The organism is Ruegeria sp. YTSC325 (assembly GCF_059609525.1).
In genome coordinates, this window is sequence record NZ_JBXWLY010000001.1 from 117,851 (window position 1) to 133,677 (window position 15,827).

Genomic DNA, 15,827 nt, shown 5'->3' on the forward strand with positions numbered 1-15,827 from the left:
CGCTTGGCTAAAATAGCCTGCGCGAATTACAAAGCGTTTCGATACGGTGTCAGGTTTCTTTTTCTTCTGAGGGTCTACGCCCGGGTTTGGACAGTTCTGATCTTTCAGCGCGCGCCATGTCCCAAGCTAGGCGAAATTGGCGTCCAGAGATGTCGGGTGCTAGAGCGTCTTTGTAGTCGGCTCGAGTGAGCTTTTCTCCAGCATCGAATAGTCTGATAATGGCCTGAGATATGCCTTTAGGAGATTTATCAAGGTCGACTTTTTTCGCTTCAGAGCCTCCTGTTTTTGCAACCTCTAAGCACTCTTTAGATAACAAAACCGGCAATCCGAAGAATGGTCCGTATCTCATGCAAAGTACGTCGTGGTGCCCAGATTCAATTGGATTACCATCTCTATCAAGAAGTAGCCCGGAGCCGACCGTCCCATCGAATAGATCAACGTACTTGTTTCCTGTAGACTGCCCGTCGAAAAAATCGTCACGCACGAGTTCTTTCGACGCATTTACAACTTTTCCGTTTGTTAGCAGGACGCCGACTTTCTTAGCGCCATCACAAATCTCCCAAATTTCTGCAAGCATATCCGCATATCGTAAGACACTAGTGTCGATTTGTGGAATCGATGGGTCGCTCGTTTTGAGTGTTTCGTTGTGTTCTCGCAAACGCCTCCTAGACACTGTCAAAGAAACTTCGCGAAGTGGCACCCATCCATTTACATAAAACATCAGCCGATCCTCGCGACATCGGCATTCGTCTCCAAAAGAAAAGCCGCCCAAATTTCCATCATCTTTCGACGCTTCTCGAATAAGTCAGAACGGGCGTAGGCCGCTTCGGCTTTATCCCGGATGGTATGCGCAAGCGCAGCTTCGGAAACTTCTCGCGGAAAGTTTGTGCGCTCTTGTGCCCATGTCTTGAACGATGTGCGAAACCCGTGGACATGGGCATCATAACCCATTTCCCGCGTTAGCTTGGATAGCGTGTTGTCGGACAACGGCCGCCCCACCTTCGTTGCCGGAAAGACCAAACCGGACCCGTCGTCAAGCTGCTTCGCCTGTTTCAAAACTTCCAAAGCGCGCGGCGACAAGGGCACGCGATGTTCTTTCTTTGCTTTCATGCGATCAGCGGGGATCGTCCAGACAGCATGTTCCATGTCGATCTCATCCCAGCGCGCGAGCCGCGCCTCGCCGGATCGCGCCGCTGTAAGAATAACAAGCTCCAAAGCCAGCTTGGTCGACATTAATGCTCCCGATGATGTCAATGCTTCGAGGAAACCAGCAACTTCGTTGTAGTGGATCGACTTGCGGTGCGCCTGCGTCTTGTCTTGCCGCGGCAGCGCGGATCCGATGTTCTGTGCGGGGTTGTCCTGACGCCAACCTTGAGCGATCGCCCATTTCAATACCGTGCCGATGCGTTGGCGCACACGTCGCGCGGTCTCCGGTTTTTCCAACCAGATTGGCTGTAAGACTGCCAGAACGTCTGCCGTGCTGACATCTGAAACCCTGATGCGACCCATGCGTGGAAACGCATACGTTTGTAGAGTCGAAAGGAACTGTGCAGCGTGTTTTTTGTTCCGCCATGACGGCTCATGTATTTCGTGCACCTTGCGTGTTGCTTCTTCGAACGTCAGCACAGATTGAGCTTCTCGTTTTGCGCGCAAAGGATCGCCACCCGAACGTGCGATCTTGCGGTTTTCAAGTGCTACCTCGCGGGCTTCGGCAAGCGGCACAAGTGACAACGGCCCTAAACCCAGCTCTGTTCGCTTGCCTTTTATGACGATACGCTGCACCCAACGTTTGGCGCCGGTATTGTCAACGCGAAGAAACAAGCCGTGGCCATCGTTATATTTCCCGGGTTCTGAAACTGTTCGCACAAACGCAGCCGACAGAGCTTTCTCGGGGTGCTTGCCGCTTTTCAGCCGCTGCTCGTTTTTAGCGCTAGTTGCGTCCGCCATATCATCCCCCATTATTTCTTGGAATATGGGAGGTGGCTTTGGAACCTGTAAGAACCAATTACCTATATGACAAAGGTTGTTTAGAACTTATTGGAAATTGTTGGATCACAAGTCGGCAGACTTCGTCTCCGCCATCTACCCATTTTGATGAGTTAGTGTGGCATGTTTAACTTACTGTAAGTTAATAGATAATAAGCATTTACTGTCTCTTAGCGCAGACTTGAATTTTACTGAATTACCTTCAGTGTGATTCATTAAGTGGTATATTTTGTGGTATTTTATTGGCTGCATTAAGCGGGAAGCTGACAAAGAATTTGGTGGAGAATCTCTGTCCGGGTCGTCATGGCGACGGGTCTGGTCTCTACCTTGTTGTCGATCCCTCGGGCGCACGGCGCTGTATTGTGCGTGTAACGGTCAAAGGGCAAAAGAACCGCAAGGGCGCACCGTTGAGAACGGACTTCGGTTTAGGCGGCGCTGATGTGGTCACTCTGAACCAAGCGCGAGAAAGAGCCCTCGAATATCGAAGAATGGCAAAGTCCGGACTGAGCCCGCGCTTCAATGCCCAACGTAAAGTACCTACTTTCGAAGAACTCAGCCGCCAGGTTCACATTGACCGCCTGCCCACGTGGAAGAATGCCAAGCATGGCCAGCAATAACTCAATACCTTGCGTGACTATGCGTTCCCCAAGATCGGTCGCATGCCCGTGGACAGCATTGATCAGCCTGAAGTGCTGATGTGCCTGTCCCCCATCTGGACCGAGAAACACGAAACCGCAAAGCGACTGTCGCAGCGGATCAAGACGGTGCTCGACGTGGCAAAGTCCAAACCGCTGAGAACTACCAGGGTGAACTCTTTCGCTATGGTATCTACTGCGTCTCTGTCTGCCGGGACGGTATCCAATGGTTGTTTCAGCGTCAGAGACCCCAATTTCCGACCGGTGGAGCGGCATGAGACACGCTCGGGTGCTGTGCGTCCAAATCCGGCCTAACCCGGCTCGTCCGGGTACATGTCGGCTGTCACATCCCCGAACTGGATGCCTTGCCCGAGCATTTTCCAGCGGAGGTGTCGCGATGAGTGGGCGGCGGTCTCCCAATGGCAAACGGTCGGATGAGGGCCAGTTCGTCTATCTGCCCTACGCCATGATCAAGTCCCCGGCGTGGCGGGCTCTGTCCGGTCCTGCAGTGAAGCTCTGGCTGGAGCTTCACTCCCGCTACAACGGCGGCAACAACGGCAAGGTTTTTCTGTCGATGAATGAAGCAGCAGAGATACTGGGATTGGGCAAGGCCACGGTTCAGCGTGCTTTCGAGGAGTTGCAGGACAAAGGCTTCCTTGTGCTGGAGCGCGAAGGCAACTGGTATCACCGGCGCGCCCACGAGTGGCGGTTGACGACCAAGGCGACGCAAACCCGATCCGGCAAGAAAGCCGCCACCAACGACTGGCGGTTCTGGCAGCCCAAAAAAACAAAACGCGGTTCTGAGACGGACCCGTCAGCATCCTCTGTGGTTTTGTTCGAGAACCCTAAGACCTCTGATGGTTCCATCTCAGAACCCGTCAGGCCGGTTTCTCTCCGGTCGGTCGGTTCTGATTTGGAACGCTAATACTAACCACTCTGTGAGAAGCAAAGAGACATACGGAGGAAGAATGAAGGTCGACTAAGGAGCAGGCCAGAGCATCCCAACCCAAGGGGGGTAGGTCAATCATCATCGCTTTCGCTCTGCACACCGACCCACCCGCTGTTTACACATATCCGCAATTCAGAAATTCGAGGCACAGAATGCCCAGACCAAAGACACCACTTGGCAAGGCGATCCTGATAGGCGCCGCAAAGAAAGACCCACAGCGGTACAGAGGACGGAACGAACCGGAAGGTCTGGGCGAGCTCGGGGGGCCACCGGATTATCTCAACGAGACGGAACAGGCTGTCTGGCGCGCCTTTGCAGAGGAATTGCCTTGGTTGGTTCATAGCGACCGTGCCTTGTTGGAATCGGCGTGTATCCTGAGGGCTCGAGTACAGGTCCAACAGGACCTCAGCGCGGCGCTGTTGAGAGAACTTCGTTTACACGTCAGCGCATTGGGCGGGAGCCCAACCAACCGCAGCAATATTCAGGTTCCTGAAACAGAGGCGGAATACAATCCATTTGATCGGTTCGCGTAGAGCATAAGCGTAACGGATATTCAGTATTGGAGGCTGCTATCTCGCAGAAAGCAGCCTTTGATCAACAAGCAGCACCAAAAGTTAGGCAGACTGTTCCACGTTTTTCTGTGTGGAAGTTTTATCAGAAAATTATTGAGTAATTCATATCCCGTCAATCTTCGGTCTCGCACCTGGATCGATATCGCAACTGGAGCGCTTCAGCCTTTACGACACGTTGATAATCGCAACTGGGTTACCTTCAGAGGTCCATCACCAACCCAAATTTTGGTGGGGAGCCAGAAAGCCTTCTCTTGCCCATTGCCCGATGTACAAGCTCTACATGGAATCTGTTGTGACCTTCTCACCCCAGAGCAAGTGTGACCGCAGGCTGCTACAGTGGACTCCATTCGGTCAAGCGATGATACTCGTGAGGGGCTTCTATGCGCTCGAAGCTGACACCCGACAGATTTGACTGAACCGCTGCCAGCCTATTTTAGAGAAAAAGGGAATTTCATATGAACAGATGGATTTATTCTGGGTTCGCATTGCTGGTTTCAGCCTGCAACCCACCGTCCCAGGCCCCATTGGTAACTGATGCGAACGGTCAGACTGCCATCCAAATCAACACAAGCGGGCTTACATGTTACGAGTCGACCTGTCTGGAGATAACAAGGGGCAGCGTTCGCGCGATCGGACACAAGAGAGCTCGCATCCCAAAAGGTATCGATGTCAGCAGTGGGACCGTTACCCCAGACGAGTTTAAGCGGATGCGCCAATCAGCTATGTTGGCGGGCGGACCCGGTTCTGGCAATCGGTAAACAAAGGAGGGGTCGCTATATGTTCAACGATGACGTCCAGGCACGATGCCCAGAATGCGGATCGCCGGATACGGTGATTACAGGTGAGAAAGCCGCCTGTAATGCATGTGGGTACGAGGAGGCTTTTCTGCTCGATGAGGAGTTGCGCGACGGAGCGCATGACCTTGTGGCCAACGCGCAGTCAATGGCCCGGGCGAGAGACGTTCTGCAGCGATGGGATTTTGCAGGGTAAATTGCTGGCTGATGAGGCCAGAAAGCCGGAAAAGTTAAAACACGCAGTAAGGGTCTTTCAGGGGCGAAACGACGGCCGCGCTCTGGAGGCGAAAGATTTGCTGCATCCATTTATATGGGCGTAGAATTGGTCAGGACAAAGCCCTAGAGGGGTCACTCCGCGGCGAGCCGCTCGGTAAGGTTCAAGCGCTTCACTCTGCGCGCGCTGCGCTGTAATCCTCGTCCGAAACATGCTCCATCCAATCCGCAGTCTTGCCCTCAACAGACGTCTGCACAGCCAGATGGGTCATCGCACAGTCTGGCGACGCGCCGTGCCAATGCCGCTCTCCTGGCGCGAACCACACCGTATCGCCAGGGCGCAACACCTGCACTGGCTGCCCCTCAGACCCAGCCAGCCCCAAGCCTGACAAAACATGCAGCGTTTGACCGGCAGGGTGCGTGTGCCAAGCTGTCCGTGCGCCGGGCTCAAAAGTCACAGTAAGGACCTTGACCGGCGAGGGATCATTCCCTGTTACAACAGGATCAAAGCGGACGGTGCCGGTGAAATACTCATTACCGGGGAATTGAGAGGGCCGGTCCCCGGCGCGGTGAATCTCCATGATGTGCTCCTTTGTTGCGTTGCTCTTGGGGACTTAGCAGAGTTCCGATTTCAAACCCAGAAGCGGGCCGGCTCGACGCGGTAATCTGAGCCTCATTGTCGAATGCCCATAGCGCGATTGGAACCGGTCATAGGTTTGAGCGGGACCTACGTCCGAGTTGCGGGACTTTGCTGCCGTTAGGTGTTTTGCAAACCAAGGTCTGCTTCCATAATGGGCATTCGATTGACTTCTTTCACTTTCGACGGGATTGTTTGGAGTGTGTTTGAGCAGTGGGGTGGCAATATTGGCTGATATTTTGGTTAGGATAGCCGCTAATGAGGTCGACATCGAAGCCGCACGTGCACTATGCCGTCAGTGGTTGGACTGGCATTGGAAAAACTATCCCGTCGATTGGCGACCGAAAGGGCCCGACCATCCGATGGACCCCGAAAAGTTCCAAGCAGTGATTGACGCCTTGCCCGAACTGCATGCACGTCCGCGAGGTGGCATCCTTATCGCCTCGGTAGATGGGAAACCCGCAGGATGTGTCATGTACGCTGAGGCCGGTCCAGGTGTCGCTGAATTCAACCGCATGTTCGTGAGTGAAAAAGGCCGGGGCCATGGTCTGGGTCGATTGATGTTGGAGAGAATGTTCGAACAGATGATCTCGGATGGTTATGAAAAAGTAGTGTTCTCTTCGGCGAAGTTCTTGACCCATGCAAGAGCGATGTATGAGAGCGCTGGTTTCGTCGATATGCTGCACCCCCCGGGTTTTCCGGATGAGTGGCGACAATATGTCTACTTCATGGAGCGTTCGCTAAAGCCAGCGGACTAAGGATTGTACCGAAGCCGCCAGCTTTCCCAAACACATGAGCCATTCGCAGCCTCGCGACAACCCAGACCTGAAGCTGCTATTCGTTAAGCTCTGGTCGAAGGCCTGCTTTGGTTCGGTCTTGTATGTGCCAACGCCTTGCAACGTGCGATGAATGGCGCCCGGGCTGTCATGCGGCGGGCCTTGTTGTGACAGGTAGCGGTCTGGCTCTTTATTGTGGACCTAAGATTTCGACGATGACCTGCTGCGGCGCATAATTGAATCAGGGCGCACCGTTGAATATAGTGCAATTTTGCACGTTACAGTCAGTATGGATTGCGCGGACCACGGTCAGGTGACAGGGACTGCTGGCCCCGCTCCACAAGGAGCTCGATGGCATCTGCAAGGTGTTCCTTGTCGATGTGGTGAGCGCCCCGCTCCACCCGGATCCGGTGGGCTTCGATCATTACATCTGCATGTCGAGTGCCCTCAGGTGGTTCGAACCGGTAGCTCGCCAGTTCGATGCGAAGCCCCAGAGGATCGCGAAAATAAATCGAGTCCATGAAACCGCGATCGACCGGCCCGGAATGTTCGACACCGCGCGCGTCTAGCCTTTTGGGCACTTGCCAGAAGGTCGCTTGGCTCACGTTGAACGCCAAGTGATGCAGTGATCCTGTGGCCTCGGGTACATGCGTGGGGTCGAGTTTGCGGTCCTCATTGGTGAAGATCGTTATCAGCCGCCCATCACCGGGATCGAAGTAAAGATGGCCTTCTGTCGGACGATCGAGATTTGGTTGATCAAAGATGAATGGCATACCCAAAACGCCTTCCCAAAAATCGATGGAAGTCTGCCTGTCAGCGCCCGTAAGGGTGATATGATGCACACCTTGCGTTTGAATTTTGCGAAGCTCACTGGTCATGATCATTTGGACTTTCTGTTTTTCCGAAGTGAACGGTGCTTTGCATTAAATCACCAAGAGATCCTTCAAGCAAAACATAACAATGGGCAGTACTGCGCCTAATCCGTCGTAAACCTCAGATAGTGTTAAGATCCGGTGTGGGCTGGACACGGAGCAGTCGTTCGCTGCGTGGTGCACGAATGACCGAGTTGCGGACCTTTCCGACGTACGGCTTTCCGGCTTAAACGACTGGTATCTGCAGTTCGCGGCCGTGGCTCGTGTCTCCGAAGACGCGACTGGAGGTTGCTGCGGGTGCAAAAGAGAAAGCGGGACGAAAGAAGAAGCAGTCTTTCAGCATCCAAATTCTTGACTGAACGACTCGGATGACGGTGACGAGCCCGGAACGGTATTTCTCCAACTGTTCAGAGTGATAACTATTCAAGACAAATCGAGGCGCGCACGGTAGAGCCCGCCCAGCCGCCAAAGCCATCTTCATTTTGTAGTTCTGAATTAGATCGCGCGCGAAGCTCGCGTCAAAAACCTTTGGAAAATTCGCTTGCTATGCCATCCTTTGGAAAAAAGGGGGTACAGACATGAAAACCATTGGCTTGGCGGGAATTGCCATTGTCTGTGGCACAATGGCGTTTGCAGCGCCGACTTTGGAGAGAGGCGAATACCTTGTCGAAGGACCTGCCGCCTGCGGCAATTGTCACACGCCGATCGGACCCAATGGACCCGTTATGGGAATGAACCAGGCGGGCCGCCTGGTTGAAAAGACACCAGGCTTTACCGCAATTGCGCCCAATATCACGCCGGGTGGACGTGTGGCGGATTGGACGGATGAGGAATTTGCCCGGGCAATTCGGGAAGGGGTCACTCCGGACGGATCGCGGGTGATCGGGCCCCCAATGCCAATAGCACTCTACAGTCGTTTGTCGGACGACGACGTAATGTCGATCGTTATGTATATGCGAAGCCTGCCCGCGGTTGAGAATGATCCCGGCGAAAGCGTGTATGACATACCGTTACCGCCAGCATACGGACCGCCCGTTACGAGTGTCGCGCATCCGGAAGAAGGTGTGACAGTCGAATATGGAGAGTATCTGGCCGGACCGGTGGCGCATTGCATTGAGTGTCACAGTCCAATGGGCCCCATGGGACCTGATTGGGTCAATCAGCTTGGTGCGGGTGGTTTCGAGTTCCACGGCCCTTGGGGGACTTCGATTTCGTCCAACCTGACGTCGCATCCAGATGACGGCATCGCGGAATGGACAGATGCCGAGCTAAAGCAAATGATCACAAGCGGCGTTAGGCCTGACGGTACACCGATGCTGCCTCCCATGGGTTACGGATACTACAGCCGGATAACGCCCGAGGATATCGACGCGGTAATTCTATACTTGCGCCAACTCCCTCCGCTACCGGGCCCAGGCTGAATGGTATGGCATTCATTCTATGCCTTCGAGCGTTGGCATCCTGACAGTTGCCCGTGCGCAAACAGGATATCCAATCATAGCCGAGGAACATTAGGACAATGAGAATATCATGCCAGCCTACGTAATCGGTCAGCTCGACATACATGACCCGGACGCTTATCAAGCCTACCTCGATGGGTTCATGCCAAGCTTTCTTCGTCATGGAGGGGAACTCTTAGCAACATCGCGCGCTGAGACCGATGTTCTTGAGGGATCATGGGCGAAACCTCGCACTGTGATCATGCGGTTTCCGTCTGTGGAAGAGGCAAAAGCATGGCACAGCGACCCAGAGTATAAAGAGCTGGCGAAAATCCGTCTCGCGACAGCCTCGACCAATCTAGTTGTAGTCGACGGGATCGGGTAAATGCCTCAATCTACGACGAATGTCAGCGCCGTCCCGCGACTCGGTCGTTCGGAACCCGAGGCCACCTCAGTTCCTGACAGAAGCACTCAGATGACTGAGTAGATGCCCATAGCGACGAATGCTGCGATGGGAACAAATGTCCGTACAGGGAAAATTGGTGCGATGTTCAGGCGACAAGGCCCAAGTCCTTATCGTTGGCAGGCGCACCATATTTGTCCCTTGGAGGCATGGGCCTTGATTGCCAAGAAGGTTCGAATGCGAAGCTGGACACTTTGCGGCCTTCCGGCAAGGCTCCATTTCCTGCGCCGAGCGCGTAATCGTAGTAGAGCTTGACGATCTCTTCTTCAGTCACTTGCTGAGTGGCAGGATGTGCCATGCAAGCATCACGCCACGCGCGGACCCGGTCATATCCATGGTCCTCAGGCAGGCTGAAGCCCTCATAATAGTCCAGAAACCAAAACCGTTTGAACATCGGGGTGAAGACCGCCTCGGCCAGTCCGAAATCCTCAAAGAGGAAAGGGCCGGTTGGGCTATGATGACCAAGGAAGTCGTCCATGTCGCGATACAGCGCGAGGAGTTTGTCTAGGTGGGCATCCCGGCTGGCGGGATCTTGGTTCATCACATAGAGATAGCCCGCCATGGTGAAGGGGCCCTCACGGGCAATGAGCATAGACTCGATGGCGTGCTCGACGGGATCGCTTCGCCTGAGCGGCGTCCCCGGCAGGGCTTCGTCCAGGTAGCGAAGGATCACAAGGCTTTCCTTCAGAATGTGCCCGTCGCTGGTTTCCAGCACGGGCAAGGCTGTGGTGCCCCGAGTCTTGGCCAGCAACTCCGGGTCGCGCGGCTTGGTGATGTCCACGACGCGAAACTCCACGGCATCCGTCAACCCGCGAAGAGCCAGCAGGATTTCCAGCCGTTGCGAAAAGGGACAGACGGGGATGTGGTAGACGATGTGCTTGTGGTTCATCTGATCAATCCAACGGAGGGCCGGTAAAGGCCATGTTGTGCCGTTTGGCGCTCTCTTCGATGGCGGGCATGTCCTCGGGGATGCGGCACTGACCGGCGGCCATGTCGGCAAAGAAGCCTTCGAAACCGCCCGGCGTGAGGATCACGAGATGCCGGCACGGGCCATCGTCGGTAACTTTGAATGTGTGCTCCTTGCCGCGCGGGATAAACACGCTATCGCCCGCGCCTGCGGTGAATTCGTCGCCGTCCAGCCAGAACCTGCAAGCCCCGGTGAGGATGACAAAGGTTTCGTCTTCGTTCTGATGAACATGACGCGGAGGGCCACTGGTCGCCGGGGACCAGCTGTCCACGATGGACATCGTGCCGCCCGTCTGTTCGGGGCTCAGGATGGTCTTGTACTGGACGCCGAGCCATTCGATGGCGCCGTCGATTTGAGCCAGGTCTTTCATCGTTTCTCTCCCTCAGTAGTGGATTGAAACGAAAGCGCTTTCGTTGACAGATGAATACAACAGGGCCAACCTATCACGCAAACCGCATTGTCAGATATAGGATATCGGCCAAGTGAATTTCGCCACACTCGATCTTAATCTTTTGCGTGTGCTCGACGCGCTTTTTCGCGAAGGCTCGACCGTCAAGGCAGCCGACAGGCTGGCCATGTCGCAATCTGCTGTCTCCGGCGCGCTGTCGCGACTTCGCCATGCCTTGAATGACCCGCTCTTCGTCCGGCAAGGGAACCGGTTGGTTGCCACGGATTATGCAGCCGCGATTGAAACCGGCTTGCGTGAGGAACTGTCGCGTTTGGAAACCTTGCTCGCGCCGCCTGCAACCTTTGATCCGCAAACCGCAGAAGGAACGTTCCGGATTGCCGCCAGCGACTTTTTCGCGGAGCTCCTTATGCCTCCCTTGGGGGATCTCCTACAAAAGTCAGCGCCCAATATTCGCGCACAGCTCGTTGATCTGGTTCCGAACGATTATGTGGCCAGTCTTGAACGTCGCAACGCCGACATTGCGCTGATCCCGGATTTAGAACTGCCGGAATGGGTCAATCGACAGCCGCTTTTCCATTCGCCGTTCTACGTCATCGCTCGCAAGGGCAATCCGGGCATCGCGGGGCTTGATACCGGGATGCAGATGCCGATGGATACCTTTTGCGCGCTGCACCATGTCTTGTTCTCCCCCGAAGGCAATCTTGCAGCCATGGGTGATGCGGCCCTTGCCCGGGTTGGCAAACGCAGACAGGTTGCGATGACCGTCCCCGTCTTCAGCGGCGTTTGCCGCGCGGTGAGTGAAAGCGACCTTATCGCACTCGTTCCTGCGCAGCTGGCCAAGAAAGTGGCCGACACATTCGGGCTGAGCTTGTTCGCCGCCCCGATGGACATTCAGCCAGCGTTGATCATCGGCATCTGGCATAAGCGCGCAGACACCGCGCCGATGGCTGCATGGATACGAAGCCAAATCTTTGATCTCATGACGGCGCTGGATATGGATACCTCCTGACTCTATCCAAACTGAACCACTACCGGCTGGCGCCGGTAGGATCGGCGATGTGCTGCTCCAGGTACTGAAGTACGACGTCTTCCGTAATGGCGCCGTTGGTCGTTGAAAAATACCCGCGCCCCCAAAAGCGTCTTCCCCAGTAGCGCTTTCTAAGTTGAGGGAACTCCCTCTGGATCTTGTGTGAAGACCGCCCCTTCATCAACCGTACCAAGTCGCTGATCGCCAACCTTGGCGGCACCGACACGAACATGTGGACATGATCCGCCGACAGCACGCCGCGGATGATGTCGACACCTCGCTCGCGGCAGACCTGACGGCAGATGTCTCGCACCCGAAGCCGGATATCGCCGGTCAGCACCTTGTAGCGATACTTCGTCGACCACACGATGTGGTAGCGGTGGTAGAAAACACAGTGGCTGCCGGTGTCGTATTGCATGTCCTTACCCTCTGGAAAATGAGCCTTCCACCGGGCTGCGGCTCATTTTCCAGAGGGTAAGGACATATGCTCTTCGATTCACGCTAAAGCGGAACCGACTGGAAGTCGGTGGGTTTGCTCCAAGGCGTGGATACTAAATGAGCTGCCACGGGGTCAGATACCGACAGCCGGATTTGTTTCCGCCAATGTATCAATGCAGACTTTCGCGCAGCTGCGGCTGCACGAGTCTTCTTGGTCCCGCGACCCAGTCATTCGCCTAGTCCATCGCGCTGCACAGCGCGCCAATGGCCGGTTCGGTGAAGCTGCATTGCAGCCGCGCGGACACCCAGGATAGATCGCTGTCGGCTGCCTCTTTCACTGGCGATGTCCGCAAACCGCGTATCGCGTCGGTCTCTGCATCATTCAGCAAGGTCGGCAGTGGGCTCAGATACGCCGTTCGCTGCGCTCCTTTTGAACGACCGCTATGCGGACTTAGCAGCCGTTCGAATGGATCGGTTCCACCAGCGCTTTCGGCCCAAAGCCGACGTTAGTCACAAGCGCAACAAATGACCGCTACGAGCCCACTTTGACAAATTCTACGGTTTGCCCCAACGTTTGATTTGCAAGGAGGCCAAGGGATGAAAGAATTAACTGAGTTTTCGGGCAGTTGTTAGTGTGGCAATATCAGCTACACGGTTTCCGCAGGAACCGGGAAGGCAAATGTTTGTTTCCATTAGATGTGCAAGCGCGCAACCGCTCCCTAGCGTTAATACACGGAAGGACCTCACGACATGAAAGCACTCAAGCCGTCCGCGTTTGTACTTGCCGCAGCCTTCCTGATTGCCTCCATGCTTGGCCTCAGCCTGCCAAACGAAGTGTCAGCGCAGCGGTTGCCGACCGATCGCAGCTTGCAGAAGAACCAGACGAAGCACGGATACTCCAAGGTTAAGGGTTTGAGTAGAGAGGGGACGCGGTCTCAGCGCTTTGAGGTCCGCGCAGGCGATTGCGGCTGGGATGATGGGTGGTCAGATTGCGACAACGACCGGGAGCGCTCTGAGCTATACGTGAAGAAAGAATGGAAGCACGGAACCGATCAGTGGATCGCATTCTCGGTCTACCTTCCAGGCGACTTTAAGACAAGCTCCAAGGTCCGCACTACCGTTGGCCAGGTCAGAATGAAAGGCGGCCCTACGGGCTTTGCGGGCGGATTTCCCTCAAAGCCCGGCGTCTTCCAGATGGAGATGCTCGGCAACCGCTACTTCCTGCGTGTGCACGTTCTTTCGGGGCCCTTTGACAACGTGCGGAATGACATCAAGGACTACAACCTGGCAACGATAAGCGAGATGCGGGGCAAGTGGACCGACTTCGTCGTTCGGCTGAACACGCAGGGCGCCCCTGGTACGATCGAGGTCTTCAAGAACGGAAAGCAGGTCGCGGTCCATCGGTTCAATCAGAACTACAAGCCAAAGTCCTACTACTTCAAATACGGGATCTATCGGAGTTTCGTGAGCCGCAATGGCGGGCCCATGCCAACGCAGGTGGTCTTCTTTGACGAAGTGCGCATGGGGAAATCCTACGAAAAGGTCGCTGTCGAGTTGCAGAAGAGGCCGGTCGATTGAGCCTCCTCCTTGGGGCTAAGCAAACGAGGAAATTCATCTGTTCCGTCAATTGCTACAGCGTCTGTTTTGGGCTCAACGCGGACATCGTAGTCATTTGGTCAGATATCCGCTTATGGACAGATGGCAGACCTAAACTTGCGAAACGTGAATGTCTGCTATGCGAACTATAGGGGCGCTCAAAGAGGTCGCTGAGCAGCAAGATCGTTGTGAAATCGAAGGGCTAAGTCCAGGCGACAGCTGTTCCAACAAGAACTAGTGCCATCCCGGCAGCTTCTTTGACTGAGTACACCTCTTCGAAGAAAAAATGTGAGACTACACCCAAAATTATGACTTCAGCTCCCATTACAGCCACGTAAATCAGCCCCAGTTTTTCATGCCCCAGAGCAGCAACTTCGAATGCGCCAGCTGTCAGTAAGGCAACAGCGATTATGGTTGCCACGCCCAGGCTGGGTAGTGTCCACCATGACTTCATGGCGACCATAGCAATACAATAAAAAAGAGCAGATAGCAGTGCGAGTGCAGCAACCATGTTCATGATTAAATCTCCCTCGATACTAACAAAATATCAGAATGAAACTCATTGAGATGTGACCTAATTCACAAAGCAATTTTCAAATTTGCAGGAGTCAAAACTACAGATATTGTCAGCAGCCTAATAGGACGTTTCGTGCTCGGTTTGGTCATTCGCCGAAACTTCGCTAGCGACAGCGATGCGGACAAAGCTGAAACTCGAAGCAAGCCCTAAGAGCGCCGGCGAGACGGAGCTTCAACAACTCTGTCTCAGGTCTGCATGGTCCAAGGTGTGCTTGGCGCCTCTACCATCTTCTTCCTTAATTACATGCTTGTGCGTAGGCAGCATAAAGGTGGTAGAGTTCAGTACGGCTAATTCCAGATCGACGAATTTACTTTGCGCTTGTTTCGCCTGTGTTGGGAGTATCAGTTGTGGTCAAGGCTTCTCCTGAGATACTTGCTGTTACAGAACGCTGGTTTGAGGCGATCAGGACCCTAAATACGCACGTTTTGAAGGACTACCTTTCCGACTCGGTCGATCTCCGCTTCATTGGAACTGGCGAGAATGAGTTTTGGAAAGGTCAGGTTGTCCGGGATGGAGTCGGCGAATTCATCGGCGAAATGCCAGAGCCGGATGTGTGGGAAGTTCTCGAAGCCGAAGCCTTCGAGAACGGAGAGACGGGCTGGTCTGCTTTTCTACATCGGGTTGGGTTTCCCGGGCTTCGAGATGATTACATCGTCCGCACGGTGCTGGTGTTCGTCTTAGAGGGTGCGTCATGGAAGATCATTAATCGTCACGCCTCTCTTCCCTACCCAAATATAGATTTTGTAGGTAGCGAACAGTTGGCCATTCAAACTCTTGTGAAAGCTGCGCTCGAAGAAGGTCCGGAATTGCTTCAGGCAGAAGGTTTGGCCTCGGTGCTGTTTACTGATGTCGAAGGCAGTACGATGCTCGCGGCGGCCATGGGAGATCAGGGTTGGTCGGCGTTGATAGATCAGCATTTTCAGACTGTTGAGAGTATTGTCGCAACACATCGGGGGCAATTCGTGAAGTCGTTGGGAGACGGGACATTGTCCAGTTTCCAATCAGCGACTGAAGCGCTTCTGGCGGCGATCAAAATACAGGAAGCCGTGGCTTTGAGCGATGTGGAACCGCGCTTGGGCCTACGAGTTGGCATTCATACCGGCGACGTTGTTTTGGCGCGTGGCGACTTCTTCGGAACCGTGGTCAACAAAGCGGCTCGCATAACTTCATCGGCCAATCCGGGTGAAATTCTTGTGTCGGATGTGACTAGAGCCATAGTTGGGGGAAATCACGAGTTCGAATTTGCGGCCGCACGATCTTTGGTCCTCAAAGGACTTCCAGATGATCACACAGTCTACCGTTTGCAATGGAGGCGATAGCTGCTCGCTGGGTATGACCTCGAAGATCAGCCCCGCCCCCGGGGGATAATTCAATCAAATTGCCCTTTTCGCGGAATGCCCTTGCAAAGTGAGCACACCCACTCCGCAGTTCCATCAATTGGCCTACCCTTGCTCTTTAAATCACGGTGGGAAACAAC

The 15,827-nt window shown here is 54.5% G+C and carries 19 protein-coding genes; 11 read left to right on the forward strand and 8 right to left on the reverse strand.

Features of this window, described 5'->3' with window-relative positions; translation table 11 throughout:
* Window positions 1–49: 49 nt before the first annotated feature.
* Window positions 50–721, reverse strand: coding sequence for a hypothetical protein (locus AC2FF7_RS00595; protein WP_496905032.1), 672 nt, complete (start codon window positions 719–721; stop codon window positions 50–52).
* Window positions 721–1,947, reverse strand: coding sequence for a tyrosine-type recombinase/integrase (locus AC2FF7_RS00600; RefSeq protein WP_496905033.1), 1,227 nt, complete (start codon window positions 1,945–1,947; stop codon window positions 721–723). The genes AC2FF7_RS00595 and AC2FF7_RS00600 overlap by 1 nt, the downstream gene beginning before the upstream one ends.
* A 281-nt stretch (window positions 1,948–2,228) precedes the next feature.
* Between AC2FF7_RS00600 and AC2FF7_RS00605 the strand changes: the two genes are divergently transcribed.
* The 5 genes from AC2FF7_RS00605 (at window position 2,229) to AC2FF7_RS00625 (ending at window position 5,132) form a co-directional block, all read left to right on the forward strand.
* Entirely contained in the window at window positions 2,229–2,603 is a 375-nt protein-coding gene (locus tag AC2FF7_RS00605; protein ID WP_496905034.1) for an Arm DNA-binding domain-containing protein, read from the forward strand.
* A gap of 9 nt (window positions 2,604–2,612) precedes the next feature.
* A complete protein-coding gene (locus tag AC2FF7_RS00610) occupies window positions 2,613–2,936 on the forward strand; it encodes a phage integrase central domain-containing protein (protein ID WP_496905035.1) in 324 nt (107 codons plus the stop codon).
* An 82-nt stretch (window positions 2,937–3,018) separates the two neighbouring features.
* Window positions 3,019–3,546, forward strand: a complete 528-nt coding sequence (locus AC2FF7_RS00615; protein ID WP_480868545.1) for a helix-turn-helix domain-containing protein — start codon at window positions 3,019–3,021, stop codon at window positions 3,544–3,546.
* 176 nt (window positions 3,547–3,722) lie between these two features.
* The gene (locus AC2FF7_RS00620; protein WP_480868544.1) at window positions 3,723–4,103 is read left to right on the forward strand and encodes a hypothetical protein; all 381 of its coding nucleotides are present in this window, start codon (window positions 3,723–3,725) and stop codon (window positions 4,101–4,103) included.
* 816 nt (window positions 4,104–4,919) lie between these two features.
* The gene (locus AC2FF7_RS00625) at window positions 4,920–5,132 is read left to right on the forward strand and encodes a hypothetical protein (protein ID WP_480868542.1); all 213 of its coding nucleotides are present in this window, start codon (window positions 4,920–4,922) and stop codon (window positions 5,130–5,132) included.
* A gap of 190 nt (window positions 5,133–5,322) precedes the next feature.
* On the opposite strand, the gene AC2FF7_RS00630 is transcribed toward AC2FF7_RS00625, so the two are convergent.
* Window positions 5,323–5,730: a (R)-mandelonitrile lyase gene (locus tag AC2FF7_RS00630; RefSeq protein WP_170353652.1), complete on the reverse strand. Its 408-nt coding sequence runs from the start codon at window positions 5,728–5,730 to the stop codon at window positions 5,323–5,325.
* Window positions 5,731–6,013: 283 nt separating this feature from the next.
* Between AC2FF7_RS00630 and AC2FF7_RS00635 the strand changes: the two genes are divergently transcribed.
* On the forward strand, window positions 6,014–6,544 hold the full coding sequence (locus AC2FF7_RS00635; protein WP_481668627.1) for a GNAT family N-acetyltransferase: 531 nt from the start codon (window positions 6,014–6,016) through the stop codon (window positions 6,542–6,544).
* A 302-nt stretch (window positions 6,545–6,846) separates the two neighbouring features.
* On the opposite strand, the gene AC2FF7_RS00640 is transcribed toward AC2FF7_RS00635, so the two are convergent.
* A complete protein-coding gene (locus AC2FF7_RS00640; protein WP_481668628.1) occupies window positions 6,847–7,446 on the reverse strand; it encodes a VOC family protein in 600 nt (199 codons plus the stop codon).
* A gap of 566 nt (window positions 7,447–8,012) precedes the next feature.
* Here AC2FF7_RS00640 and AC2FF7_RS00645 point away from each other — a divergent pair.
* Both AC2FF7_RS00645 and AC2FF7_RS00650 read left to right on the forward strand, forming a co-directional pair.
* Window positions 8,013–8,855 (forward strand): cytochrome C, encoded by an 843-nt coding sequence (locus AC2FF7_RS00645; protein ID WP_496905036.1) that lies wholly within the window; start codon window positions 8,013–8,015, stop codon window positions 8,853–8,855.
* 109 nt (window positions 8,856–8,964) lie between these two features.
* Window positions 8,965–9,258: a DUF1330 domain-containing protein gene (locus tag AC2FF7_RS00650; RefSeq protein ID WP_496905037.1), complete on the forward strand. Its 294-nt coding sequence runs from the start codon at window positions 8,965–8,967 to the stop codon at window positions 9,256–9,258.
* Window positions 9,259–9,424: 166 nt separating this feature from the next.
* Here the strand turns inward: AC2FF7_RS00650 and AC2FF7_RS00655 are convergent, their stop codons facing one another.
* Both AC2FF7_RS00655 and AC2FF7_RS00660 read right to left on the reverse strand, forming a co-directional pair.
* Window positions 9,425–10,225: a glutathione S-transferase family protein gene (locus AC2FF7_RS00655; RefSeq protein ID WP_496905038.1), complete on the reverse strand. Its 801-nt coding sequence runs from the start codon at window positions 10,223–10,225 to the stop codon at window positions 9,425–9,427.
* 4 nt (window positions 10,226–10,229) lie between these two features.
* Complete coding sequence (locus tag AC2FF7_RS00660; protein WP_496905039.1) at window positions 10,230–10,673, reverse strand: cupin domain-containing protein; 444 nt, start codon at window positions 10,671–10,673, stop codon at window positions 10,230–10,232.
* Window positions 10,674–10,785: 112 nt separating this feature from the next.
* On the opposite strand from AC2FF7_RS00660, the gene AC2FF7_RS00665 reads away from it, so the two are divergent.
* On the forward strand, window positions 10,786–11,721 hold the full coding sequence (locus AC2FF7_RS00665) for a LysR family transcriptional regulator (protein WP_496905040.1): 936 nt from the start codon (window positions 10,786–10,788) through the stop codon (window positions 11,719–11,721).
* Between the two features lie 19 nt (window positions 11,722–11,740).
* On the opposite strand, the gene tnpA is transcribed toward AC2FF7_RS00665, so the two are convergent.
* Complete coding sequence (gene tnpA, locus AC2FF7_RS00670; RefSeq protein ID WP_496905041.1) at window positions 11,741–12,157, reverse strand: IS200/IS605 family transposase; 417 nt, start codon at window positions 12,155–12,157, stop codon at window positions 11,741–11,743.
* 770 nt (window positions 12,158–12,927) lie between these two features.
* On the opposite strand from tnpA, the gene AC2FF7_RS00675 reads away from it, so the two are divergent.
* Window positions 12,928–13,755 (forward strand): heparin lyase I family protein, encoded by an 828-nt coding sequence (locus AC2FF7_RS00675; protein WP_171125007.1) that lies wholly within the window; start codon window positions 12,928–12,930, stop codon window positions 13,753–13,755.
* Window positions 13,756–13,975: 220 nt separating this feature from the next.
* Here the strand turns inward: AC2FF7_RS00675 and AC2FF7_RS00680 are convergent, their stop codons facing one another.
* On the reverse strand, window positions 13,976–14,290 hold the full coding sequence (locus tag AC2FF7_RS00680) for a hypothetical protein (protein ID WP_170383373.1): 315 nt from the start codon (window positions 14,288–14,290) through the stop codon (window positions 13,976–13,978).
* Between the two features lie 407 nt (window positions 14,291–14,697).
* On the opposite strand from AC2FF7_RS00680, the gene AC2FF7_RS00685 reads away from it, so the two are divergent.
* Window positions 14,698–15,669 (forward strand): adenylate/guanylate cyclase domain-containing protein, encoded by a 972-nt coding sequence (locus tag AC2FF7_RS00685; RefSeq protein ID WP_496905042.1) that lies wholly within the window; start codon window positions 14,698–14,700, stop codon window positions 15,667–15,669.
* Window positions 15,670–15,827: the final 158 nt, after the last annotated feature.